Raw genomic sequence first — 22631 nt, 5'->3', positions numbered from 1 at the left:
CGCTGGCGGCAGTGCGCCGCCGCGTTACGCCAACTCAGCTTTTGATGAGTTTGACGAGTGATTCGATCTCGGACTCGCAAACCGTTGCGGCGCGCGCCTCGATGCTGCGATACAGGCGAACGATTTCTTCGCCGACCGGCGTGAGCATGCTGCCACCGCCGCTCTGCCCGCCATGCTCCGAAACCGTGGCTGGCGACTCCAGCGCGCGGTTGAGTTCGTCCATCAACAGCCACGCGCGCCGGTACGACATGTTCATGCTGCGCGCCGCAGCCGAGATCGAGCCATGCTCGCGAACGGCTTCGAGCAGCGACACCTTGCCCGGCCCGAGCGCGATCGTGCCGTCCTGAATGATGCGCATACGAAAACGCACCTCGGGTTCACCCGGTTTCTGCGCCTGTGCGGTCGCGGGGGCGTCGGTACGCGGTTGATCGTTGGGGGACTTGGTCATGCGCGCAAGCATACACGATGCGTGCCGCGCGCCGCTCCCCTGGACGGCTAACGCCCGGCGGGAAAGCAGAAACCGAAGTCCTCGCAGCCGGGGCAGCCAGGCGCAGGACCTGGCGTGGTGCCCGATGCCCGCGCGAGTTCGCGCGCCAGCAGTTTCTTCCAGCGCAAGCCTTCCACGTTGCGCGCCACGACTTCGGGGAAAAAGCGCTCCAGCATGCGCGTCACGTCATCGCGGCCACGCAGGCCAAGATCGCGCCAAAGATGATCGGGCCGCAGACACGCATGGGCAATGATTGCAGCGAGGCAACGCACATCGTCGGGGTTGGCTTGCGGCGCGGCAAGCGCAACGAGAAAGGCATGCATTGCCGTGGCGAATGCAGCATGCGACGCCTCTGTCACAGCGTGCGCGTGCAGCGCATCATTCGTCACCGTACACACGAAATGCCGTGCGCCGAGCGCCTCGATCTGCGCGCGTGATAACCCAAGCAACGGCAATTCGCCGCGCACCTCGCGCGCCGCAACGAGCCGCGCGAAGAGCCAGGCATCCGGCGTACGCGACGCCGCTGGCGCACCCGTCAGGGCGTCACAGCGCGCCGCGGCCAGTGCATCGAAATCGCGCGACGGCGGCGGCGCAGCGGATTCGTCACTCATCGCGCTCACGTGCGATTGCAGCCGCGCATCAACCGTCTACACCGACGATCACACTCGATGCCTTGAAGAGCGCCGCAGCCTGCTTGCCCGCCGCGAGGCCGAGACGATCGACGCTGTCGTTCGTCACGATGGCTGCGATTTGCGCGCCGCCCGGGGCCGCGAGCACGACTTCCGCATTCACCGCGCCCTTCGTGACCGACGAAACCGTACCGGCGACGACATTGCGCGTGGACACCTTGCTCGTATCGCCGTCGACCATCAGGATCACCGACGATGCCTTCACGAGTGCGAAGGCCGGCTTGCCGGCGGCAAGACCCAGCGAAGCGGCGCTGCCATGCGTGATGATCGCGACGATCTCGAGGCCGCCGTCGGCCTGCAGCGTGACTTCGTCGTTGACGGCGCCGGCCTTGACCGCGCTGATCTGGCCGGAGAAATGATTACGGGCGCTGGTACGCATGAGGGCCTCCACAATTGAACAGGACATTGAACCGGGAAAAGAACTGGACCCTCAGTTTAGCCGTGTCAGTGTGACGCGCACAGGCATGGATCGCCAAAATAGCCATTTGGATAAACACATGATCACAGCAGTCCATCGTAATATATTGGCCTTTATAACGAACGGGGTGTCGAACATGTTTATCCGCAAGCTGGTGGCCTCAGTCGTCGTGATGAGCGGTGTGATGGGTGCAATGGGCGCAAGCACCAACGCATTCGCCGACGAATCCGATGTCAATGTGCTCTATGCAGGCTCGCTCGTGAACCTCATGGAAAAGAGCGTGGGCCCCGCGTTCGAAAAGGAAACGGGCCTGCATTTCAAGGGCTATGCAGCGGGCTCGAACAAGATCGCCAATGAAATAAAGGGCAAGCTGCGCCGCGGCGATGTGTTCATCAGCGCGAGCCCGAAGGTCAACGCGAGCCTCATGGGCGAGGCCAACGGCAATCACGTGACGTGGTACGTGAATTTCGCCGAATCGCCGCTCTTGATCGGCTACAACCCGAAGAGCCGTTTCGCCAACGACTTCAAGACGAAGAAGTGGGATCAGGTGCTGCAGGAACCGGGCATTCGCCTTGGCCGCACCGACCCCAAGCTCGACCCGAAGGGCGCCTTCACGGTGGAACTCATGACGAAGGCCGCGCAGGCGTACAACCAGCCTGACCTCGTCGAGAAGACGCTTGGCGCGCCGGATAATCCCGAGCAGGTGCTGCCGGAAGAAACGCTCGTTGGCCGTCTGCAGTCGGGTCAGCTCGACGCGGGCTTCTTCTATTCGACCGAAACCTCCGACCTGAAGATTCCGGCGATCCACCCCGCGCCCGAACTGAAGATCAAGGCGAACTACACGCTCACGATCCTGAACGACGCCCCCAACAGCGCCGGCGCTGCGCGCTTCGTGAACTTCCTGCTTTCGGCAGAAGGCCGCAAGCTGCTCGCCGAGCACGGCGTGGACGTGACGAAGCCTGCCGTCAACGGTCAGGGCCAGGCAATCCCGCCGTCGGTCCAGGCCGTGATCGACGCCGCACAGCAATGACACAAGCCGCGCAGGTTACTGCGAACGTTGCAGTGAAGCGCTCGCAGCCGCTCTGGTGGCTCGGCGCGCTGCTCGCGGTCTACCTGTGCGCGCCGTTCGTCGCAAGCATTCCGCAGATCGGCCAGGCGGACTGGGCCGGCGTCGACTGGCACGCCACCTGGTCCGCGGTCGGTGTATCGGTGGCGAGCGCGAGCGTGGCCACACTCGTCATCTTGCTGGGCGGCGTGCCGCTCGGCTACTGGCTCGCGCGTTCGCGCGCGCGCGGCATCACGCTCGTCGGCTTCGTCGTGCAGTTGCCGCTCGCGCTGCCGCCGCTCACGAGCGGCGTGCTGCTGCTGTTTCTGATCGGGCCGTATAGCAGCATCGGCCAGCTTTTCGGCGGCTCGCTCACCGACTCGTTCACGGGCATCGTGCTTGCTGAGACCTTCGTGGCCGCGCCCTTCCTGATCGTCGCGGCGCGCTCGGCGTTCAACGCCGTCGATCCCGTATACGACGACGTCGCCGCCACGCTCGGCCATCATGCCGCCAGCCGTTTCTTTCGCGTCACGCTGCCCATTGCGTGGCCCGCCATCCGCGCGGGGCTCGCCCTCGCCTGGCTGCGCGCGTTCGGCGAGTTCGGCGCAACCGTGATGGTCGCGTATCACCCGTATTCGCTGCCTGTTTATACCTATGTCGTGTTTGGCGGCCAGGGCCTGCCAGCGATGATGCCGCTCCTCTTGCCCACGCTCGGCATTGCGATCATCTGCGCGGTGCTTTCCGTCTATAGCCGTGGTGCGCGCTCGACGCTGGCGGTGAACCTCGACAACGGCGACGAACTCACCAGTATCACGCCAGGCGCCACCGCGTCTGATAGCGCCGACCTGCGTCTCGCCTTCGCGGCGCGCCGGCACCTCGGCGCGTTCACGCTCGACGTTTCGTGGCAGCCGCAAACCCGCCGGCTCGCGATCATCGGCCCTTCGGGCTCGGGCAAGTCGCTCGCGCTGCGCATCGTCGCCGGGCTCGAACGCAACGACGCGGGCTGGGTCACGCTCGGCAAGACCGACCTCGGCGCGCTGGCGCCCGAGCGCCGCCAGATCGGCTACATGCCGCAGGACTACGGACTCTTTCCGCACATGACGGTGGCGCAGCAGCTCGCGTTTCCCGTCGATGCCGACGCCGCCAGCGCACGCTACTGGCTCGCGCACCTGGGCCTCGACGCGCTCACCGAGCGCCTGCCGCACCAGCTCTCGTTCGGCCAGCGCCAGCGCGTGGCGCTTGCGCGTGCGCTCACGCGGCACACGCAACTGCTGCTGTTCGACGAGCCGTTCGCCGCGCTCGACACGCCGCGCCGCCGCCGCCTGCAGCAATCGTTGCGGGCGCTGCAGCGCGAGGTGGGCGCGGTGACGGTGATCGTCACGCACGACCCCGACGAAGCCGCCCTGCTCGCCGACGAAGTGCTCGTGCTCGAACAAGGGCGCGTGCTGCAGGCGGGCGCCGTGGCCGACGTGTTCCAGCAGCCCGCCACGCTGCGCGTAGCCGAATTGCTCGGCCTGCACAATGTGGGCGAGGGCATCGTGCGAGCGGGCAGCACGATCGAAACGCCGACGGGACTGCGCCTGCCGTGTGCCGATCCGTCGCTCGCGGTGGGCTCGCGCGTGATGTGGCGGGTCTCGCCGCGCGCGCTCGCCGCGACGCAGGAGGGCGCGTGGCAAGGGCGCATGGCGGGCACGTCGCTGCGTCACGGCGACCGCTACGTTGCCGTCGAGATCGCAGGCGTTACCTTCGATATCGCCGCCGAAGATGCGCCGGCATCGCAATCCGGGGACCTGCGCTTCACCATCGACGCGAACGGCGTGCTCGCGTGGCCGGCGCACGGCGCCTAACCCACGACTCCTGAAAACGCTCACCTTTCGCGCCGAAGTGCGAGGCCCGATGTCGAGGTCGAAGACGAAAAAGCCCTTTTTCAAGGGGCTTTTTGCTTAAACGGTTAGCGATTCGAAGCGCAATTTTGCACCGTTGCTCACGGGTCCCGAAAACGCTCACCTCTTCGCCTCTCTCGCTCACTCGCGCAAGGTTTCGATTGCTAACACCTGGTACTCGGCAATATTCGCATCCCTTAACCTGGGACTACCAGGAAAATCTTGCGCGCTGGAACCAGGCTCTCCTGCACTTCGGGATCACGAAACGTCCGCGGCAGACAGGCGGCCACGGTGATGACGACATGCTTTGTCAACGAACCGTCGCAATCCCCCGCACACCGCTCCCGAATCTTCTCACCTATGACCGTACGGCCGCGCTCAGATCATGAAGCGGCTGTCTTCGACGAGCACGCGCGGCAACGGTTGAAGATCGGTGCGCGCGAAGCGCACCAGTGAGAACGCGCGCAAACCCTGCGGGCTCGCCGGCAGGTGCGCGAGAGGAAATATGATCGAGGCGCTGTTGTCCGGGCCGCCATTCGGAAGCAGGACGTTCATCGGACTCAGGCAGATCTCGCGCATTTCGACGTTTGTGTACTGCGCGGGATTCGCGAGTACGTTGCAGATCACCGAAAGCTGGTGTTCGAGCGCTTCGCTCTTCAGGCCGAGCGCGGCGATCTCGCGCTCGTTCTGCGCGATCTGCGCCTCGACCTTCGCCACTTCGGCGACGTTTTGCGTGGCTTGCTCGCCCAGCATACGTTGCGTGCCCGCGCCGTGACGCGTGAGCAGTTGCAGGCGCGTTCTGAGCAGCGCGCGCTCCTGTTCCAGCACGTCGCGGCGGGACTCGTCGGCGCCGATCTGCGCGAGGCCTTCGAGTGCGATCTGCTCGACAACGCGCTCCACGATCTGCTCGCGAAGTTCACTTTCGGTTTCGCCGCACACGCGCACCTGGTGGTCGTCGAAACTTAGCGTAGTCTGCATGACATCGGTGTGCACCTCGTCGCCATACTGCTCGACACCGAAGGCACGGCGCTCGTTCAGCGCCATGCTGAGTACCGCGTAGGTCTCGCGCGCAAGCGAATGGCTCTCGAACCATGCATGCAGTTCAGGCGAGCGGCTCAGCACATGGGCAACCTCGTCGGGCGCAGCGAAAAAAGCGTGGATATAGGGGTCGCTCGACCATGTAGCGGCGCTCGCTTCGTGTGCGTGCGGCATGCGGTCCACCACGTCGCGCACGTATGCGACGGACTGAGCCAGTGCCGGCGCAAGCCGCTCGCGCCACTCGGGCACAAGCCTGAGCGTAGGGCTGAGCACGAGCAGACGCTCGATCAGCGTCTGGATTTGTGGCGATTGCGGCACCTGCTTCGCGCGGGCGCGCGGCCAAAGCCTGTCCAGGATACCCATGGAAAACTCCGTTGCAGACCGCTTACGCGCGGTGGCGGTGAAGCGCAGGGCGCATAACGAACCCTCTTGTCGCAAATGACTATACCGCGAATCACAACCCGCTCGCGGCGACGCTGCCGCAGCGCAGCAACGGCTCGCGTTGCGTTCATGCTCCCGGAAACACTCACCTTTGCGTGAGCTCACACGGGCCGCATCGGCTGAGCCGGTCCGCCGACGTGCGAAACGGTGCGACGAAAAATCGCGCGCCGCACACTGCAGTGAGCCCACTCTCCCGCATATGCTCACCTTCAGTTTTCCTTACGTTGCTCACCTTGCAACGCATGTTTGTGCCGTGCTTCGGCGCCGCTGCTCCCGTAAGCGCAGAACGCTCAGCATTGCAGCGCAAGCCTCCTCGCACCTATTTTTACCACCAAACGGTGTGTGTATATTAATTTGCTATCCGAATTAATTACCCGGCTACTGATTCGCCACCGTCGAGCGCCGAGCACCGCGTCGTGGCGCGAACGTTCGCTACGCCCATCGGCCTTGCGGCATGTTCCGCCATCCTCTAGCAGGGTTTTGCGCCCCGCGAGAGCAAAGGTGAGGCTTTTCGGGAGGAGCGCAGCGAATTCGACTCCTGGAACTCCTCACCTATCGTTGTATCGGTGAACTCACGATGCGGCGAATGACTCACCGCCGCACGCGCTCAACGATATTTTTGCAGCTCGGCATCGGTAATCGGTTGCGCCGGCAGATTCAGCATGCCCGGCAGGTCGTTCAGTTTCGGCAAGCCGCTGACATTGGCCCAGCGGCCGCCCGATCCCTGATAAATCAGCGTAGGCGTACCGTCGAAACCGAGGTCCTGAAAGAGCTTGATGTTGTTGTCGAGCTTGTTCTTGTCGGCCGCGGGAATGTGTGCGAGCGGTGCGATGCCGCCCGATTCGTCCTTCTCCGAGTAGTGCGTTTCGAGTTCCTTGAGCAGCGCGGCGCCATCTTTCGCTTCCAGCAGCGCGGCCGCTTTGCCCGCCGAATCGGCCTTCAGAAAGCCCATAGGAATCCAATGCACCTGCAGGCCCGCCGCTTCATACGGTTGCAGCGCTTTCCACACCAGGTGACAGTAAATACAGTTTGGGTCCATGAAGACATAAAGCGTCGACTTCACGTTCGACCCATTCGCACCTTCGACGATCGCACTTGCATTCTGCAAACTCGCGGCGGCCGTTGCGGGCAACCAGGTGGGTTCAGGTGCGTCGGCCGCCATGGCGCCAGCGCTCAGGGCCAGTGCGCCTGCGGCGATCAGCATGCGAGTGAACTTCTTCATCCTTTTCCTTTGACGTGGGTAGCGCGTCGCGTCTCGCGCCCGGTAAAGCGAAGGCTCGTATCTTAGGGTCAGGCCGTGGCGCGCGCCTGACGCCAATATGACAAAGGCGTCAGGTTATCAGCAAAGGTGAGAGTTTGCGGGAGGACGTCGAGCCCTAGAACTTGAAGCGCAACTGAAACCCGATGGTGAAGGGAAGATCGTCAGAAGGTATCGGCGGAATGACGATGAAGTTCACGCCCACGCGCTTGTACGCGACCATCACGATCGGCGCGACCACGGGCCCGATCGTATGGTCGTGGCCAAGGCCCCAGTTGCCGTAGTTGTAGCCGGAGATGATGCCGCCCATCGCCGCGAGCCTCACAAAGCCCCAATGCAGGAATTCGGGCGCCCACACCGCGCCGCCATAGTACGAGGGCCGGCGCAGCGAATTGCGAAAACCGCCGGCCGTGAGCGCCCACGTGTCGCCTGGCCAGCATTCAATGCCGAGGCCCGGGTTGAACTGTTCGAAGTCCTTGTCGGGATGAATGTGGTACGAGCCGACCATTGCGTCCACCCACAGGCCCGAACTACACCAGTTTGCCGCATGCGCCGACTGCGCGGTGCCGAACAGCAGCAGCGGCAAGAGCAGCAAAGCTGCAGTCGCGCCGCGTTTCGTTTGCTTCGCTTTCGTTGTCGCCTTCGTTGTCGCCTTCGTCGCCGCGCCCGTTATCGTTTTCGTTGCTGCGCCAGCTTGCTTCTGCCAAAACCGCATGGGCTCTCCGTCCTTTATTGCGCCGATCCGCGAGGGCGGTCGTCTGTTTTCTGATTGCTGGTTCGCGGTGAATGACGAACTGTACCGCAACCCGATGCGTGCGCAATGGAGCCCTGGCTCGGATCGGGCGACTCGTTCGCCGCTGGCATGGTGCCACCGGCGCGAGTCGTTCCGATGAAAGCGAAGCGTCAGAGGCCGAGGTCGGAGAGACCCGGATGGTCGTCGGGACGGCGCCCGAGCGGCCAATGATAGAGGCGATCCGCCTCGCGGATCGGCAGGTCGTTGATCGATGCGTGACGGTGCGCCATCAGGCCGTTCGCGTCGAATTCCCAGTTTTCGTTGCCGTACGAGCGGAACCAGCTGCCCGAATCGTCATGCCACTCATAGGCAAAACGCACCGCGATGCGATTCTCCGTATACGCCCATAGCTCCTTGATCAGGCGATAGTCGAGTTCGCGCGCCCATTTGCGCGCGAGAAATTCGACGATCGCCGCGCGGCCCGTCACAAACTCGGCGCGATTGCGCCACACGCTTTGCGGCGTGTACGCAAGCGAAACGCGTTGCGGGTCGCGCGTATTCCAGCCGTCTTCGGCGGCGCGCACTTTCTGCATGGCGCTCTCGCGCGTGAACGGCGGCAGCGGCGGGCGCACTTCGGGCGAATCACTCATGGTCTTGCTCCTTGCGTTGGGCAGCGCGCCGGGATGGTGCGCGTCATGTAGATCGGCTTTCGGAACGGTTGCGGGATTCGGCAGCGCTTTTTGGCGCGAGGGCTTCGAGCAACGATCGGCCTGCCGCGCGCGCATCGAGCGCCGCATCGGCGTCACCGCTCACGAGCGCCACGCCGATCGCGCCATCGATCAGGATCAGCCATTGGCGCGCGAGGCGTGCGGCGACACGGCGATCGACGCCGACGCTCGCGGCCCACGCATCGCTTTGTTCGCGCACGAAGTCGAGCAGGCGCGCCTTGTGTTCTCGCGCCACCACGCGCGCGGGGTCGTCGGGCGACGCGATTTCGCCAGCCGCGTTGAGAAACGCACAACCGTGAAAGCCTTCGGACGTGAACCACTCGCGCAATACGTCGAACATGCCGATCAGGCGTGCCTGCGGCGTGCGTCCGCGCGCGAGCGTGCCGGCGATGAACCAGCGCATCCAGCGTTCGTCGCGCCGCGAGAGCGCGGCCGCAACCAGCGCGTCCTTCGATTCGAAATACGTGTAGAAGCTCTTGCGCGCCGCACCCGCCGCGCGAACGATCGCATCGACGCCCGTTGCGTGAATGCCGCCCGCGTAGATCAGCGCCTCGGCGGCGTCGAGCAGGCGCGCGCGCGCGTCGAGCTGCGGCGCTTCCGTGTTCGCTTCTGTGTTCGGTTCGCGGTTCGCTACAGCGGGCGGGCTCATGGCTAGTCTCGTTTCAGTGGGAGAATGATCGTTCTCCGATCCCGTAATGTAGAACGATCATTCTCCCAAGTCAAGACACCTTGCTGTTGCGCGTGCCGCGCAGCGCGCTGATGCGATTCCAAAGTGCGCGCCCCGAAACCGCGAACACGGCGGCCACGACCAGCGTGAGGCCCAGCACGCGCGTGGGAGTCAGCGGCTCGCCGAGCAGCACCGTGGCAAGCGCCACGCTCGACACGGGCGCCACGGCTGTGAAGACCGCAGCCTCGCCGCCTGGCACTCGCGCAGCGCCTGCGTACCAGAGCCAGAATCCGCCGACTGTCGGCACGAGCGCGTAGTAGGCCACGCCGAGCACGGCATGCAACGGCACGGTGTGGACCGCGCCAAGCCAGCCGGGTAACGCACACAGGCCCGATACGACGAAGCCGATCCCCGTCATCGCGCTAGCCTGCGCGAGTGGCGGCCACGGCCGCGAAAGCCTTTTGTTTAGCAGGACGAACAGGCTTTCGCACACGACCGCACCAAGTATCATCGCGTCGCCCGTGAGCGAGCGCACGCCATCGCGGTGTTCCCCAGGCGCAAGCGTGACCAACGCCACGCCGAAACTCGCGATCGTCACCGAAACGAGCGTGCTCGCGCGCAGCCGCTCGCCCAGCACCAGCGCCGCCGTCAACGCGCACACGGCGGGAAGCGTGCCGAGGATAATGCCGGCGGCGCTCGCGGAAGTCCGCTGCGTGCCCGCAATCAGCAAGACCGTATAGCCGACGCTGCCAACGGCAGCCTGCGCGACGAGCAACAGCGCGTCGCGCAGGCCAGGACGCGGGAACCTCGTGCCGGTCAGACGCATGAGCAGCAGAAAGACCGGCAACGCAATGGCAAAGCGCAGCGCGGTGCCGGACAGCGGATCGAGCCCGGCGCCAATGGCCTTGCTGGCAATGACCGTGCTGCCCACGGTAAGCATGGCCGCCGTCAATTGCCAATGGGCGACGGATCGGGGGGAGAAGGTTAAGCGCCGCGCGCTTTCGCGCGACGGCAATCGTATCGACATGGAGCGCTCCTCGTGGTGATACGCCTGTATAGGCTCACCACGGCGCGCCGTCTTGGATCGTTGTGCGTCAGCGCTCGAGGCGCATGGGACTCATGCTGCGCGCGCGAGCCGGTAGCGCCCCGGCGAAACACCGAACTGCCGCGCGAAGGCGCGGTTCAGGTGGCTCTGGTCGCAGAAACCGGCGGCCAGCGCGGTCTGCGCGGGCGCCGTGCCCGCCTTGAGCAAACGCCGCGCGAGCGCCACGCGGCGATGCAGGATGTAGCCGTGCGGCGCGACGCCGAACGCACGCAGAAAGCCGCGATGGAGTTGGAATCGGCTCAGCCCCGCCGCCTGCGCGAGTTGCGCGAGCGAGAACGGCCGGGCCGGATCGGTGTCGATCATGTCGCGCACGCGCGCAAGCGATGCCGGCGAGCACTGCGCCAGCGCGCGGCGGTGGCCGAGCGCCTCGACGAGACGCGTCATGACTTCGAGCGTGGCGGCGTCGAAAGCCATGTGGGAGAGGTCGCCGTTTTCGTCAGTGACGTGGGCGAAGGCCGCATTGAACAGCGCACGCCAATGCGGCTCCCTGATCACCGGCGCGTGCAGCGCGAAAGCGGCGTCGTCGCCCTGCGTGATGTCGCCTTGCAGCGCGTCGACCCAGCGCGGCTCGAAATACAGCATGCGCCACGTGCGCCCGGCGGCGTCAAGCGGGCGGCCGTCGTGCACCTCGCCCGGATTGACGAGGATGAGGTCGCCCGGCACGGCCTCGACCTCGCCCGCGTCGCTCAACGAGACATGACCGCCTCGATCGATTACGCCAATGCCGTACTGATCGTGCGTGTGACGCCCGAACGAGCGCACGGTCGCGGCCGTCATCGCGTCGACGTCGCGCGCGAGCGTGGCGTGAAAACACACGGCGTGGTTCGTGGCTGGCATGGATCGGCTCTCCGCGCTTCGGGCTCCAATGCGCGTATGAAACCCGAGTTTCGCGCGGCACGCAATATGCGCGTGACCCGGACGGGAAGTTGCGATCCGTCCCCGTCACGGTATGCTTCGCGAGGCGCGTGGAAGAAACGCGCGCCGTCAAACGTACTGACGAGTATCGACGAGTTAAAGGGAGCAGAAATGAAAGACCGGACGCCTGTGCCGCTTGCGCGCCTCGTTTGCGGCACGCGCCGTGCCTTCTTGATGGCACTGTGTGCTGCGAGCCTCGCCGCGTGCACGCCGCTGCGCGTGGTCACGCACAGCGTGAGCCGCACGGAAGCCGACGTGCCGGCGGGGCGCTACGCGATGGACGCGCATCACTGGAGCGTCGTATTCGACGTCGATCATCTCCATTACTCGCGCTTCGTCATGCGCTTCGACCGCGCGCAGGCAACGCTCGACTGGACGGCAGGCGGCCTCGAAACCGCCACGCTCGACGCGGTGATCGACGCCACGAGCCTGAACACCAACGTCAGCGCGCTCGACGCCATGGTGAAAGGCCCACAGATGCTCGACGTGCAACGCTATCCGGAGATTCGTTTCACGAGCACGCACTTCACGCGCACGGGCGAGGCGCGCGGCACGCTCACGGGCAATCTCACGATACGCGGCGTGACCCAGCCGGTCACGCTCGACGTCACCTTGAACGGCTACGCGCCCAATCCGCTCACCAAGCAGCCCACGCTAGGCTTTGCCGCTACCGGTCATTTCAACCGCTCGGCGTTCGGGTTGACGAGCTGGTATCCCGCCGTGGGCGACGAGATCGGCGTACGCATCGAGGCCGAATTCGCGCAGCCGGTGCCGGAACAGGCGCAGTAAAACCGCCGCGCGTTCAGGCCGCGGTCCAGTCGAGAATCACCTTGCCGCTTTCGCCCGAAAGCATGGCCGCGAAACCCTTCTCATAGTCGTCCACGCTGAAGCGGTGCGTGATGATGGGCGAAAGATCGAGCCCGCTTTGCAGCATGGCGACCATCTTGTACCAGGTCTCGAACATCTCGCGGCCGTAAATGCCCTTGATTTCAAGCCCCTTGAAGATCACCTGGTTCCAGTCGATGGCGGTTTGCGCGGGCGGAATGCCGAGCAGCGCGACCTTGCCGCCGTGGTTCATCGACTCGAGCAGCGCCGTGAACGCGCTCGGCACACCCGACATTTCGAGGCCCACGTCGAAGCCTTCTGTCATGTGCAGTTCGTTCATCACATCGCGCAGCGACTCGCGCGCAACGTTCACGGCGCGCGTCGCGCCCATCTTGCGCGCGAGTTCGAGCCGGTAGTCGTTGACATCGGTGATGACGACGTTGCGCGCACCCACGTGCTTCGCGATCGCCACAGCCATGATGCCGATTGGCCCCGCGCCCGTAATCAGCACGTCTTCGCCCACGAGGTTGAACGACAGCGCCGTGTGCGTGGCATTGCCGAACGGATCGAAGATCGCCGCGAGCTCGTCGGAGATCTCGGGCGGAATCTTGAACGCGTTGAAGGCTGGAATCACCAGGTATTCGGCAAACGCGCCTTCGCGGTTCACGCCCACGCCCGTGGTGTTGCGGCACAGGTGGCGCCGCCCCGCGCGGCAATTGCGGCAAAAGCCGCAGGTGATGTGCCCTTCGCCCGACACGCGGTCGCCGATCTGGAAGCCGCGCACCTCCTGGCCCATTTCGACGATCTCGCCCACATATTCGTGGCCTACGTGCATCGGCACCGGAATGGTTTTCTGCGCCCAGTCGTCCCATTTCCAGATATGGATGTCCGTGCCGCAAATCGCCGTCTTGCGGATCTTGATCATCACGTCGTTGTGCCCGACTTCGGGCTTCTTCACGCGCGTGAGCGTGAGGCCAGGCGCGCGTTCGAGTTTGGCAAGTGCTTTCATTTGATTCGCAATCCTTGTTAAATCACACCGAGCTGCCGGCCGACGCGCGAAAATGCCTCGACAGCGCGCCCGATCTGCTCGGGCGTATGCGCGGCGCTCATCTGCGTGCGAATGCGCGCGCGGCCCTTCGGCACGACGGGATACGAAAAGCCAATGACGTAGACGCCCTCGTGCAGGAGCGCGTCAGCCATTTTCGTGGCGACCTGTGCGTCGCCGAGCATCACGGGAATGATCGGGTGCTCGCCGGGCACGAGCGTGAAGCCGAGCGCGCTCATGTCGCGGCGAAACTGCGCGCCATTCTCGCGTACGCGGCGGCGCAGTTGCGCACCTTCGTCGCTCGCAATCAACTCGAGCACGGCAAGCGATGCGGCCGCAATGCTCGGCGTAAGCGTGTTCGAGAAAAGATAGGGACGCGAGCGCTGGCGCAGCAGGTCGATCACTTCCTGCTTCGCCGCGATATAGCCGCCCGATGCGCCGCCCAATGCTTTGCCCAGCGTGCCGGTGATGATGTCCACGCGCTCAAGGACGCCGCAGTGTTCGGGCGTACCGCGCCCATGCTCGCCGATGAAGCCCACCGCGTGCGAGTCATCGACCATCACGAGTGCGTCATAGCGGTCCGCGAGATCGCAAATGCCCTTGAGGTCGGCAATGATGCCGTCCATCGAGAACACGCCATCGGTGGCGATGAGCTTGTAGCGAGCGCCCGCTGCGTCGGCTTCCTTCAACTTTGCTTCGAGGTCCGAAAGATCGTTGTTCTTGTAGCGATAGCGGCGCGCTTTCGAAAGACGCACGCCGTCGATGATGCTCGCGTGATTGAGTTCGTCGCTAATGATGGCGTCGTCTTCGCCGAGCAGCGTTTCGAAGAGGCCGCCGTTCGCGTCGAAACAGCTGGAATAGAGAATGCAGTCCTCGGTTTTCAGGAATGTCGCGAGTGCGCTTTCGAGCTGCTTGTGCACGGTTTGCGTGCCGCAGATGAAACGCACCGACGCCATGCCGAAACCATCGCGCTCGAGGCCGTCTTTGGCGGCGGCGATGAGGCGCGCATCGTTGGCGAGGCCGAGGTAGTTGTTTGCGCAGAAGTTGAGCACATCGCTACCGTCTGCGAGCCGGATGTCGGCCGACTGCGGCGTGGCGATCACGCGCTCGTTCTTGTAAAAGCCATCCGCGCGGATCTGGTCGAGCGTCGCGCGCAAGTGGTCGAGATACGGGGTACGCATGAATCGTGCTCCTCACATAGCTGCGGACTACCGCGGTTTTGCCTGCGGTTTGCTATAGTCGCCGTCAGCTGTTAGCGAAAAATTCCGTTATTTCGAACTCATGTTCGATATGTCGAACGCACTCTAATCGATGAGGCCGTGAATGGCAAGCACCCGTAAATCGCGCGCCGCACCGGCGAACGCTCTTCCTGACGCGAGCGCGTCGGCTGCAACTGGCACCCTGCCTGCGTCGGCCGTATCCGCCGCCGCGCCGCCGCGCGTGGGCGAGCAAATCCAGCGGCTGCGCTCCGAGCGCAAGATGACACTCGACGACCTCTCGCGCGCGGCGGGCGTCTCAAAATCCATGCTATCGGAAATTGAGCGCGACAAGGCGAACCCGACCATTGCGGTGGCCTGGCGGCTCACGAATGCGCTGGGCGTCAAGCTCGATTCGCTGTTCGCCGCCCCGAAGGCGCCCGAGGCGATCGCCGTGGCCGGGCCGCACGACATCCCGACGCTGCACGGCCACGACGCCGGTTACCAGTTGCGTGTGTGGGGACCGATCGAGCTGGCCGGCAACTTCGAGTGGTATGAGCTGACGCTCAAGCCGGGCGGAGCGCTGGTTTCGGCCGCGCACGAACCGGGCACGCGCGAACATCTGACGGTGCTGCAGGGGAGCATCGAGGTCGAAGCGGCTGGCACCAAAGCGCGCCTGAAGGCCGCAGACACGGCGCGCTATATCGCCGATCAGCCGCACGCCATCCGCAACGCGGGCAAGGGCGAAGCGCGCGCGCTGCTGGTGGTGATTCACGGCTGACCGAGCGCCTCACCGCTAGCTTTAGCCGAACGGACGAGGCTGCGCGATCGGCCCGACTACTGTATATTTATACAGTAAAAGCCCGACCGGAGCCGTCGATGTCCCTCCCAACCGAACTGCCGCGCGAGCACGATCTGGCGGCCTTGCGCTTTCAGGCCGCCGCGCGCGACCTCGAACTGATCGTGCGCAACATCTCGCAGCGCTATATCACGCGGCAGGTGCCGCTCACCTGGCGGCTGCTGCATGCCATCGAGGCAGAAGCGCTTGCGGATCTCGGCTTCGCCAGCCGCCACGACGCCCTCATGCTCGGCCTCTTTCAACGGCCCGGCGACCTTGCCTGGCCGGAAACCGACGAAACTGTCGACTTCGGGCAATCCAACGCATTGCCAGCGGTATTCGCATTCGCGGTCTCGGCCTATGAGCGCGCCGCGCAACGCGCGGAAGAATCGCGCCGACACGCGAAGCACAACGACGCTGGGCGGCGTGCCAGGCCTTGGGGTGGTTGATCGCTGGCCGCGGACGCATCGCGCGGAACGAATTCAGTGCGATGGTCATTCGATCGCTATAATGGGCTCGTAACGCAACTAACGGAATGATAGAGATGGCGTCCTCCACTTCCTCACGCGACCTCTTCGACCAGCAACGCCAGGACTGGCAGCGCGACCCCGTCGCCGCATTCGACGCGTGGCTCGCCTCGCAAGACTTGCGCCGCTCCTCCGCCGAGGTCTATCGCGTGCAGTGGGGACGCTTTCTGGAATGGCTCGCGCTCAAGCGCAAGACCGTCATGACCGTGGATACCGGCACGATCGCCGAATTCGTTGCAAGCCTCGATGTGAAAAAGCCGCAGCGTCTTCGCTACCTGCGGCTCATCGAGCGCGTACTCGATCACGTGCGCGAAATCGAACTCGCCTCCACGAACCCGGCGCGCTTCATCGCCCAGGACGGCGAAGCCGCGTGGCGCAACGCACGCGAGAACGAGCCGACGGGTTTTCTTGGTGCCGTCGAGCGCGCCGCGATTATCGGCCAATTGTTCTCGCCGCTCGTCGAGCCTTCTGCGGCAAAACGATGGCGCGAACGCCGCGACCGGGCGCTCGTTGCCATCTTCCTGGGCGGTGGATTGAAAACGGGTGACGCCATTTCACTCACGCTCGACTGCGTGGCGATCGGCTCGGAATGGGTCACGATCGAAGCCGCCAACCCGGCATTTACGCGCGTCACGCGACTGACGCCATTTGCCGTCGATGTGCTCGGCGCCTGGCTCGAAGCACGCAGACTGGCCGGACTGCCAGGACAACTGGTGTTTCCGGGCTCGCCGTCCGGACGTCCCATGCACAAGGCCACCGTGCTTCGCGCCATCGACGCATTGATGGAAGCCGCCGGCGTGGCCGAAACGCGCGCCGAGCGCGCGAGTCCCCAAACCTTGCGCAACACGTTCGCGGCGGACCTGTTCGAGCGCGGCGTGGATACGGATCAGGTAGGGCAGTGGCTCGGTTTCCTGCAGCCGATCTCCGCGGGGCGGTTGCATCGCGCATGGAAAACGTGGGCGGAACGCGAGGCAGCGCAACACGCTTCGGCAGAAAGCGACAAGACGTGAAACGTCGCGTCGGCGCGTGGTTCAGTAGTTGCCGAACGCGTACGCGTCTCCCGTAAAAGCTCACGTCTCCAGGCCGGGCTGGCTTGGCGCATCGTCCAGTCAGCGCTCAGGAAGTCTGTTCGTGCGAATGCTTGCCGGCCATGAAGCCTGCGTACGCCGCAAGCTTCGACGCCCCCGTTCCCGAGGTGTGCTCGCACTCGGGGCAAGTGAATTCGAAACCATCGTCCACTTCGGACAACTCCGGCTCTCCTTCGTGACAGTTCGGGCAACGCGCCGGCAACGCCACGTGACCATCGACCGAGGTGCCGAGGCTCGCCAGATCGGTTTCGCCCAACCGGCCCGAGGCGGCGAGTGAACAGAGCACGGCCGCGATCGACGCGTCGAGTCCTTGCTGGCCGCGCAATACCGTGACTTGCCGGGTGAGCACGTCCACTTCGTCAGACCGTTCGCGCAGCACGGCGTCCAGCCGGTCGGCGCGGGCCTTCGCCGTCGCCAGTTGCTGGATGAAATCGAACTCCTTCTTGCTGGCATCGCGCTGCGCCGCCTGCCAGGTCGACGACATCGAGCGCAACGAATCCAGTTCGACCAGCATGGGCTTGACGCGCCGTTCGGCCTCGGCAAGCGCATCCTTGATCTGCTGCGCGTAGTGCTCGGTGCTCTTGCGCATCTCTTCGTGCAAACCGTCAATGCGATCGCGCAAACCCGCGTTGGTCGTCTGTTCCACCTCGACGCGCTTGCGCAGCGCGTCGTTTTCCGTCTCCAGACGCTGTATCAGGACTTCGCGGTTGCCATGCGCCGCGGCGCCATGCGCGGATGCAGCGGCAAGCTGACTTTCGAGTTCACGCACCCGCTCATAGGCTGCTTCCACGCGAGATTCGCTGCGCTGCAGCATTTCATCGGCGGCCGAGCGACGGGCTTCGGCCTCCCGGGTCGCCTGCTCAGCGTCGAGGCGACCGGCCTCGAATTCCGTGCGTTCTGCCTGCAGGGCATCGCCAGCGAGCGCCAGTGCTTCCTCGAAAAGCGCACCGAGCAGTTCGCCTGCGCGTTCCTCGAGTGCGGGCGGAATCGCTCCGGCGCCCACACGCACTTTTGACGTCGCGCGAATGCGCTGCCAGAAAAGATCGATGTCCTTGGGGATGTCGCTTGCACTGCCTGTCTGGGTCAGTTCCCGAACGGCAGCCATCGACGGCTTGATTTCGAAATCGAAGAACAAGCGTTTGCAGGCATGTAAGGAAAGCTCCTGCCTGCGCGCGCCGTTGTGGCGCAAATTCTCGATTTCTTCGCGGATTGCCTGGCGGTCTTGGTCTCGCATATTCGTCTTCTCGGCAGGGGAGTGGACGAATAATAACAAATTACGTTCTATTTGCTACGTTTTTGAGTGTCGATACTGCTGGAGGTGGCCAAAGGTCATTGCGCAGGCGTTTTCTGACGATGCAAGACGAGATCGACTGGGTCTTTCCGTGAAACAAATCGAAGTTTGTTTCATAAGCCCTTGTAAATGCGCGTTTTTTTGGCCTTATTTTACGGCTATCCAATGTTTCACGCGAGCGGACTTGTGGACGTCGTCAAGGCGGTTGGATTGGGATGTGGATATCTCCAATCGCTCGCGGGGGGATTCTTGCTTGAGAGATATAAAAGTAAACACCCTTGATACCGGTTAAAAACGTTAACGCCACGGCAAATCCTTACCTGGCGGGGCTTTCCGGGCAATGAGGTGAAGCTTTACGGGACCTTGGGTGAGTGCCTGCGGGAAAGTTCGGTGACGGGCTTCGGGAATACCGGTGAGCCACTGCAGGAAAGGACGTGAGCGGGTTCGGGAGCGGGGGGATTCTTGACTTCCCGGCAAGGGTGAGGCAATGCGGGAGGCCATGGGCGGACAGGTCGCGCGTAGCTGGGCTCGACGGCGATGTTACGGGAAATGCAACGGTGAGCGGGTTCGGGAGCACAGATTTGCGCCATTTTTCGGCTAAATCGAGGGGCTGCAACGCTTGGGGTGAGAAGTATCGGGAAAAAATGCGGATCGAAGGTGAAGTTTTTCGGGAGCCGGAGCCCGAAATCGGGCGAAATGGGGGCTTCGAGGGTCCAAAGGTGAGCCTTTACGGGGGCGTGTACGCGAGCCGGGCGGATTTCCCGGCTGCCTGTCACGCGTTGCCGGGGATTTTTCTCGTCGAAAGGTGAGAATTTTCGGGAGATTTCCGCAGTGCCGCGAAACCAGCGGCGGCCGTCCGGTCAAGATCGATAAGGTGAGGCTTTTCGGGGGCCTTTTTTTGCGGATTTCACGGCCAAGGTGAGCAAATTCGGGAGAAAGTTGGTGTTCACTGCGTTGCAGATGCCGAAAATACGCGGGTGCGGGTGGTGCTTCTCTCCATTGGAATCCTGCATGGGTGAGATTATTCAGGAGCACACTTTCGGCAAGCGCGCATCTGTCCGAACGTACTGTGTTCGCCTGAGGTGAGGTAATACGGGAGTCGATATCGCCTTCCCGGGTCCGCCGCGCATGTGGATAAGTCCCGGAATTCATTGATTTTTTCTTTCTGATGCCCTATGAGGTGAGAGTTTCCGGGAGGCGCCGTGACGGTGCAGCGCAACCGTGCCGGAATGCGAAAGGTGAGGACTTTCGGGAGCTGTTGCGGGCTGACTGCAGCAACGACGGCCTTTGGGAGCGGGTCGATGTGTTCAGTCAACACGGCAAAAGGTGAGTGTTTCCGGGAGACATCGGGGCACGCAACGGCGAACCTCGACAATTTTGACCTTCGATTGCCGTGGCGCGTAGTTTTTGGCTTCGCAATCTGGACTTTCTGCCGGCCTTGCACGTGCGACGCGCGTGTTTTGCTGCGGTGCGATCGCTTTGCAGCGGATTTTTTGGCCAGCGACCGCTCCGAAGCCCGAATTTCGCTGCCTGCGACGCACTTTTATCACTGGCTGCACGAAAATATTTAAGGTGAGCGAATACGGGAACAGATGGCGACCCTTGGGAGGCCATCGGAAATACAGGATCGGGCCGGACCACGCATGACGCAAAGCGCCCCGCTGGATGGGCGTCTGGCCAAAGGTGAGGCGATACGGGAAGGCGTCGCGGTGAGCGGCGCGCGCGATATGCGCATCACCGGCAATGGTGAGAGAGGCCCTATAGACGCCTATCACCACAGACGGTATCCTTTCGCGAAATTCTCTCCTCGACCCGACGCATGGCCACGAAGCGCGTGAAAAAGACCGATGTGGTAAGCCCCAGCTCGGCGGAATTGCGCAAGGCCGTCGAGGCGATCGCGATCCAGCCGAAGAGTGGCAAGATCACCCTGCTGACTCGCAAGCTGTTCAACGTCCTGCTGGCCGTCGCCCAGCAGGCCGACGAGTCCGGCGATACCTACCGTGCGCTGCTTTCCGACATCGTCGCCAACTCGGCGTTCGATTCGAACGATACAGCGCTCGTGAAGGAGCACCTGCGCCGTATGGTGTCGGTGCAGGTCGAATGGAGCCAGGGCACGTCGAGCCAGAAGCCCGGTCGCAAGTGGGGGATTTCCACGCTGATTGCGGATGCGGAAATTCTCGAGGACCCGCAAACCCGCCGTGTCTGGGTGGAGTTTTCGTTCGCGCCGAAGATCAAGAAGAAGCTGCTGGATCCGGTCCAGTACGCCCGCCTTAGCCTGCAGTTCCAGAGCCAGTTGCGCAGCAGCGCGGGGCTTGCGCTCTATGAGATCTGCGTGCGCTATTTGACCAACCCCAGCCATCTGACGATGCGCGAGACCTGGGAGTGGTGGCGCCCGATCCTTTCCGGTACCCCGGATACCGAAGCGGGCGACGAAGCCAAACGCGAGTACAAGTATTTCAAACGCGATTATCTGCGGCCTGCCATCGCCGAAGTCAACGCGGTGACGAACATCTTCGTCGAGTTGATCGAGCATCGCGAAGGGCGCCGTGTTGCCGAAATCCAGTTTCGCGTAACCGAGCGCAAGCAGCCGATGCTCGCGCTCGACGAGCATCCGAATGTGTTCGACAGCACGCTTGTCGATCGCATGGTGAAGATCGGGATTCCGCTCAAGGAAGCGCAGTCGCTTTACGCCGACAGCGAGGAAAACCGCATTCGCGCCGCGTTGCAATTGACCGAACAGCGTATGCGCAGCACGAGCCTGCCGCCGGTGCGCAGCGCTGCGGCGCTGTTCAAGGACGCGCTGAAGAAGGGCTATGCGCCGCCGGTCGAGACTGCGGCAGGCGCCACACCGGCCGTTGGCCGCGGCGCGTCGGCAGCTGTTGCCGCCGATGATCCGAAGGCGCGACTGCTCGATGAATATGCCGCCTATCGGCGCAAGGAAGCCCGCTCGCTCTACGAGGAGCAGGGCGACATGGAGCGCGAGCTTGCGCGTCAGTCGTTCGAGACGGATGAACTGCCAGGGCTGGGTTCGCATTTGCGCGATGACTGGCGTCGTCGCGGACTGGAATCGAAACTGGCCGATACGGCGTTTTTCGACTGGCTCGCGCGCAAGACCTGGGGCGAACCGACCGACGGCGACCTGCTCGCGTTCACGCTGAGCCAGACGCGCGCGGCCTGACCGTCATGCAAGGCCGGCCCGCGCAAGGCGGGGCGGTGGGGGTGGGGCTTTGGCCGATTCGAGCGACGTGGAGCGCCCCCCGTCTCATTGTCGACGGTCTGCCCGATGCGTGGCAGTCGTCGACAAATTTTCCAAACTTATTTCGTCTTCAGGATCTGCTCGATCTGCTGAAGAATCGCGTCGCGTCGATCTTTTGCGAGTCCCTTCAGGCGCAACTCGAGGCGGTCGTCCCCGTATGACTTCAGGTCACCGACAGCCACGCCGTCCAGTTTGATCTCCAGCCGTTGCGCGTAGCGTTGCCGCCCAGCCGGCTTCGGGCTTTCCTGCGCGCTCGCCCGGCCTTTCACGATATCCGCCACCTGGCGCGTGCTGAGGTCGTCGGCAACGATGCGGTTGATGAGACGCAGCGTGGCGTCCGTGCCGCGCGCGCCGTGATAACGGCCAACCTGATAGGCCATGTTCGAGCCAAACCGGTCCGGGCGCGCCACCATTTCCTGCATGACCAGCTCCGGCAACTTGCCGATCGACAGCGCAACCGCAACCGTCGATTCGTCGAGGCCGAGGTGATCGGCAAGCTCGCGCTGACTCTGAAAGTGCTTTTCGTCGATGAATCGCTTCCACACCACCGCGTTATCGAACACGGTTTGCGAATCGCGCTGAACGTTCAGGTCGTAACCGAGCTTGTAGCTCTGAATGCCGATCGGCAGATCGATGACGATTGCCTTGACGACTTCCTTGTTTGCTTCTTTCAGCGCACGCACGCGACGGCCGCCATCGCTCACGTAGTAGCTGCCCGGCGCTGCGTAGTCAGGAATCACATGGATTGCCTGCTGCTGCCCTTGCTTCGCGAGATTGACGGCCAGTTCTGCGATCGAAGCCTTCAAATAGAAGTGACGCGGATTGAAGGGGCTCGGCTTGATGTCCTTGAGCGGCAACTCGATGATCTGCCCGGGACGGTAGCTGTGTGCGATACGCCAGGCGTGATACTCGGCCGACTCGTTTTCGAGGCCCGGTGCTTCGTCGAGAACGGGCTCGACCGCAGATTCAAGGCCAGTCACAAGGGCGGGCTGACTCGAGCGCCCAGCCACCTCTCGCGTCATTGGCTTGTCCTGGACGAGTCCGTCGATGGCGTTGAGGCGGTCGAGTGCCGTGCGCTTTTCGCTGCTCGTCGTATCAGGCCGAGCCTGAAAGCCTTTGGCGAATTGGGAGGGTTTCATTCAGGGTCCTTTATGCGCA

Annotated in this window: 22 protein-coding genes; 7 read left to right on the top strand and 15 right to left on the bottom strand. The window is 63.7% G+C overall.

Translation table 11 applies throughout. From position 1 onward, the window contains the following. Positions 1 to 34 precede the first annotated feature (34 nt). Genes U5A65_RS08680 through U5A65_RS08670 form a run of 3 tightly spaced genes read right to left on the bottom strand, consistent with a single transcriptional unit; the run spans position 35 to position 1555 of the window. Positions 35 to 448, bottom strand: coding sequence for a winged helix-turn-helix domain-containing protein (locus U5A65_RS08680; protein ID WP_415764439.1), 414 nt, complete (start codon positions 446 to 448; stop codon positions 35 to 37). Between the two features lie 47 nt (positions 449 to 495). Next, complete coding sequence (locus tag U5A65_RS08675) at positions 496 to 1098, bottom strand: nitrogen fixation protein NifQ (protein ID WP_321911756.1); 603 nt, start codon at positions 1096 to 1098, stop codon at positions 496 to 498. A 28-nt stretch (positions 1099 to 1126) separates the two neighbouring features. After that, positions 1127 to 1555, bottom strand: a complete 429-nt coding sequence (locus U5A65_RS08670; protein WP_321911755.1) for a TOBE domain-containing protein — start codon at positions 1553 to 1555, stop codon at positions 1127 to 1129. Positions 1556 to 1730: 175 nt separating this feature from the next. Between U5A65_RS08670 and U5A65_RS08665 the strand changes: the two genes are divergently transcribed. Then, positions 1731 to 2624 (top strand): extracellular solute-binding protein, encoded by an 894-nt coding sequence (locus U5A65_RS08665; RefSeq protein ID WP_415764436.1) that lies wholly within the window; start codon positions 1731 to 1733, stop codon positions 2622 to 2624. After that, positions 2621 to 4486 carry an ATP-binding cassette domain-containing protein gene (locus tag U5A65_RS08660; RefSeq protein WP_321946025.1) on the top strand — a complete coding sequence of 622 codons (1866 nt, stop codon included), beginning with the start codon at positions 2621 to 2623 and terminating at the stop codon, positions 4484 to 4486. Before U5A65_RS08665 ends, U5A65_RS08660 begins: the two co-directional genes overlap by 4 nt. A 414-nt stretch (positions 4487 to 4900) precedes the next feature. On the opposite strand, the gene U5A65_RS08655 is transcribed toward U5A65_RS08660, so the two are convergent. The 7 genes from U5A65_RS08655 to U5A65_RS08625 form a co-directional block, all read right to left on the bottom strand. Next, positions 4901 to 5923 carry a hypothetical protein gene (locus U5A65_RS08655; protein ID WP_321946024.1) on the bottom strand — a complete coding sequence of 341 codons (1023 nt, stop codon included), beginning with the start codon at positions 5921 to 5923 and terminating at the stop codon, positions 4901 to 4903. A gap of 685 nt (positions 5924 to 6608) precedes the next feature. Then, positions 6609 to 7223: a thioredoxin fold domain-containing protein gene (locus U5A65_RS08650; RefSeq protein WP_321946022.1), complete on the bottom strand. Its 615-nt coding sequence runs from the start codon at positions 7221 to 7223 to the stop codon at positions 6609 to 6611. Between the two features lie 154 nt (positions 7224 to 7377). Beyond that, complete coding sequence (locus tag U5A65_RS08645) at positions 7378 to 7974, bottom strand: hypothetical protein (protein WP_321946021.1); 597 nt, start codon at positions 7972 to 7974, stop codon at positions 7378 to 7380. 188 nt (positions 7975 to 8162) lie between these two features. Further along, positions 8163 to 8642 (bottom strand): nuclear transport factor 2 family protein, encoded by a 480-nt coding sequence (locus U5A65_RS08640; RefSeq protein ID WP_321911747.1) that lies wholly within the window; start codon positions 8640 to 8642, stop codon positions 8163 to 8165. Between the two features lie 43 nt (positions 8643 to 8685). Next, positions 8686 to 9369: a TetR/AcrR family transcriptional regulator gene (locus U5A65_RS08635; protein WP_321911746.1), complete on the bottom strand. Its 684-nt coding sequence runs from the start codon at positions 9367 to 9369 to the stop codon at positions 8686 to 8688. 70 nt (positions 9370 to 9439) lie between these two features. Further along, a complete protein-coding gene (locus tag U5A65_RS08630; RefSeq protein WP_321946019.1) occupies positions 9440 to 10327 on the bottom strand; it encodes a DMT family transporter in 888 nt (295 codons plus the stop codon). A gap of 177 nt (positions 10328 to 10504) precedes the next feature. Then, a complete protein-coding gene (locus U5A65_RS08625) occupies positions 10505 to 11329 on the bottom strand; it encodes an AraC family transcriptional regulator (RefSeq protein ID WP_321946018.1) in 825 nt (274 codons plus the stop codon). A 189-nt stretch (positions 11330 to 11518) separates the two neighbouring features. Between U5A65_RS08625 and U5A65_RS08620 the strand changes: the two genes are divergently transcribed. Continuing rightward, positions 11519 to 12196: a YceI family protein gene (locus U5A65_RS08620; protein WP_415764432.1), complete on the top strand. Its 678-nt coding sequence runs from the start codon at positions 11519 to 11521 to the stop codon at positions 12194 to 12196. Between the two features lie 13 nt (positions 12197 to 12209). Here U5A65_RS08620 and tdh read toward each other — a convergent pair whose 3' ends face one another. Together tdh and U5A65_RS08610 are read right to left on the bottom strand one after the other, a co-directional pair. Next, on the bottom strand, positions 12210 to 13241 hold the full coding sequence (gene tdh / locus U5A65_RS08615) for an L-threonine 3-dehydrogenase (protein WP_321911740.1): 1032 nt from the start codon (positions 13239 to 13241) through the stop codon (positions 12210 to 12212). A 17-nt stretch (positions 13242 to 13258) separates the two neighbouring features. Further along, the gene (locus U5A65_RS08610) at positions 13259 to 14458 is read right to left on the bottom strand and encodes a glycine C-acetyltransferase (RefSeq protein WP_321934014.1); all 1200 of its coding nucleotides are present in this window, start codon (positions 14456 to 14458) and stop codon (positions 13259 to 13261) included. 142 nt (positions 14459 to 14600) lie between these two features. On the opposite strand from U5A65_RS08610, the gene U5A65_RS08605 reads away from it, so the two are divergent. From U5A65_RS08605 to U5A65_RS08595, 3 genes are all read left to right on the top strand, one after another. After that, the gene (locus U5A65_RS08605; protein WP_321934015.1) at positions 14601 to 15254 is read left to right on the top strand and encodes an XRE family transcriptional regulator; all 654 of its coding nucleotides are present in this window, start codon (positions 14601 to 14603) and stop codon (positions 15252 to 15254) included. 98 nt (positions 15255 to 15352) lie between these two features. After that, complete coding sequence (locus tag U5A65_RS08600) at positions 15353 to 15760, top strand: DUF2471 family protein (protein WP_321911736.1); 408 nt, start codon at positions 15353 to 15355, stop codon at positions 15758 to 15760. 95 nt (positions 15761 to 15855) lie between these two features. Next, positions 15856 to 16848 carry a tyrosine-type recombinase/integrase gene (locus U5A65_RS08595; protein WP_321934016.1) on the top strand — a complete coding sequence of 331 codons (993 nt, stop codon included), beginning with the start codon at positions 15856 to 15858 and terminating at the stop codon, positions 16846 to 16848. Between the two features lie 106 nt (positions 16849 to 16954). On the opposite strand, the gene U5A65_RS08590 is transcribed toward U5A65_RS08595, so the two are convergent. Next, the gene (locus tag U5A65_RS08590; RefSeq protein WP_321946016.1) at positions 16955 to 18160 is read right to left on the bottom strand and encodes a DNA-binding protein; all 1206 of its coding nucleotides are present in this window, start codon (positions 18158 to 18160) and stop codon (positions 16955 to 16957) included. 1364 nt (positions 18161 to 19524) lie between these two features. Further along, positions 19525 to 19995: a hypothetical protein gene (locus tag U5A65_RS08585; RefSeq protein WP_321946015.1), complete on the bottom strand. Its 471-nt coding sequence runs from the start codon at positions 19993 to 19995 to the stop codon at positions 19525 to 19527. Positions 19996 to 20036: 41 nt separating this feature from the next. On the opposite strand from U5A65_RS08585, the gene U5A65_RS08580 reads away from it, so the two are divergent. Further along, a complete protein-coding gene (locus U5A65_RS08580; protein ID WP_158760779.1) occupies positions 20037 to 21395 on the top strand; it encodes a replication initiation protein in 1359 nt (452 codons plus the stop codon). A 137-nt stretch (positions 21396 to 21532) separates the two neighbouring features. On the opposite strand, the gene U5A65_RS08575 is transcribed toward U5A65_RS08580, so the two are convergent. Continuing rightward, positions 21533 to 22612: a ParB/RepB/Spo0J family partition protein gene (locus U5A65_RS08575; RefSeq protein WP_321946013.1), complete on the bottom strand. Its 1080-nt coding sequence runs from the start codon at positions 22610 to 22612 to the stop codon at positions 21533 to 21535. Positions 22613 to 22631 lie beyond the last annotated feature (19 nt).

The organism is Paraburkholderia sp. J10-1, from assembly GCF_905220165.1.
In the GTDB taxonomy this organism is placed as follows: domain Bacteria; phylum Pseudomonadota; class Gammaproteobacteria; order Burkholderiales; family Burkholderiaceae; genus Paraburkholderia.
This window is presented reverse-complemented; position numbering and strand designations above follow the sequence as displayed.

Excerpts from the sequence above, each read along its gene's own strand:
- U5A65_RS08660 (WP_321946025.1), top strand. The coding sequence starts at position 2,621 with ATGACACAAGCCGCGCAGGTTACTGCGAACGTTGCAGTGAAGCGCTCG.
- U5A65_RS08625 (WP_321946018.1), bottom strand. The coding sequence starts at position 11,329 with ATGCCAGCCACGAACCACGCCGTGTGTTTTCACGCCACGCTCGCGCGC.
- U5A65_RS08610 (WP_321934014.1), bottom strand. The coding sequence starts at position 14,458 with ATGCGTACCCCGTATCTCGACCACTTGCGCGCGACGCTCGACCAGATC.
- U5A65_RS08605 (WP_321934015.1), top strand. The coding sequence starts at position 14,601 with ATGGCAAGCACCCGTAAATCGCGCGCCGCACCGGCGAACGCTCTTCCT.
- U5A65_RS08650 (WP_321946022.1), bottom strand. The coding sequence starts at position 7,223 with ATGAAGAAGTTCACTCGCATGCTGATCGCCGCAGGCGCACTGGCCCTG.
- U5A65_RS08590 (WP_321946016.1), bottom strand. The coding sequence starts at position 18,160 with ATGCGAGACCAAGACCGCCAGGCAATCCGCGAAGAAATCGAGAATTTG.
- U5A65_RS08620 (WP_415764432.1), top strand. The coding sequence starts at position 11,519 with ATGAAAGACCGGACGCCTGTGCCGCTTGCGCGCCTCGTTTGCGGCACG.
- U5A65_RS08640 (WP_321911747.1), bottom strand. The coding sequence starts at position 8,642 with ATGAGTGATTCGCCCGAAGTGCGCCCGCCGCTGCCGCCGTTCACGCGC.
- tdh (WP_321911740.1), bottom strand. The coding sequence starts at position 13,241 with ATGAAAGCACTTGCCAAACTCGAACGCGCGCCTGGCCTCACGCTCACG.
- U5A65_RS08600 (WP_321911736.1), top strand. The coding sequence starts at position 15,353 with ATGTCCCTCCCAACCGAACTGCCGCGCGAGCACGATCTGGCGGCCTTG.
- U5A65_RS08675 (WP_321911756.1), bottom strand. The coding sequence starts at position 1,098 with ATGAGTGACGAATCCGCTGCGCCGCCGCCGTCGCGCGATTTCGATGCA.
- U5A65_RS08645 (WP_321946021.1), bottom strand. The coding sequence starts at position 7,974 with ATGCGGTTTTGGCAGAAGCAAGCTGGCGCAGCAACGAAAACGATAACG.
- U5A65_RS08580 (WP_158760779.1), top strand. The coding sequence starts at position 20,037 with ATGGCCACGAAGCGCGTGAAAAAGACCGATGTGGTAAGCCCCAGCTCG.
- U5A65_RS08665 (WP_415764436.1), top strand. The coding sequence starts at position 1,731 with ATGTTTATCCGCAAGCTGGTGGCCTCAGTCGTCGTGATGAGCGGTGTG.
- U5A65_RS08655 (WP_321946024.1), bottom strand. The coding sequence starts at position 5,923 with ATGGGTATCCTGGACAGGCTTTGGCCGCGCGCCCGCGCGAAGCAGGTG.
- U5A65_RS08670 (WP_321911755.1), bottom strand. The coding sequence starts at position 1,555 with ATGCGTACCAGCGCCCGTAATCATTTCTCCGGCCAGATCAGCGCGGTC.
- U5A65_RS08680 (WP_415764439.1), bottom strand. The coding sequence starts at position 448 with ATGACCAAGTCCCCCAACGATCAACCGCGTACCGACGCCCCCGCGACC.
- U5A65_RS08575 (WP_321946013.1), bottom strand. The coding sequence starts at position 22,612 with ATGAAACCCTCCCAATTCGCCAAAGGCTTTCAGGCTCGGCCTGATACG.
- U5A65_RS08635 (WP_321911746.1), bottom strand. The coding sequence starts at position 9,369 with ATGAGCCCGCCCGCTGTAGCGAACCGCGAACCGAACACAGAAGCGAAC.
- U5A65_RS08630 (WP_321946019.1), bottom strand. The coding sequence starts at position 10,327 with ATGCTTACCGTGGGCAGCACGGTCATTGCCAGCAAGGCCATTGGCGCC.
- U5A65_RS08595 (WP_321934016.1), top strand. The coding sequence starts at position 15,856 with ATGGCGTCCTCCACTTCCTCACGCGACCTCTTCGACCAGCAACGCCAG.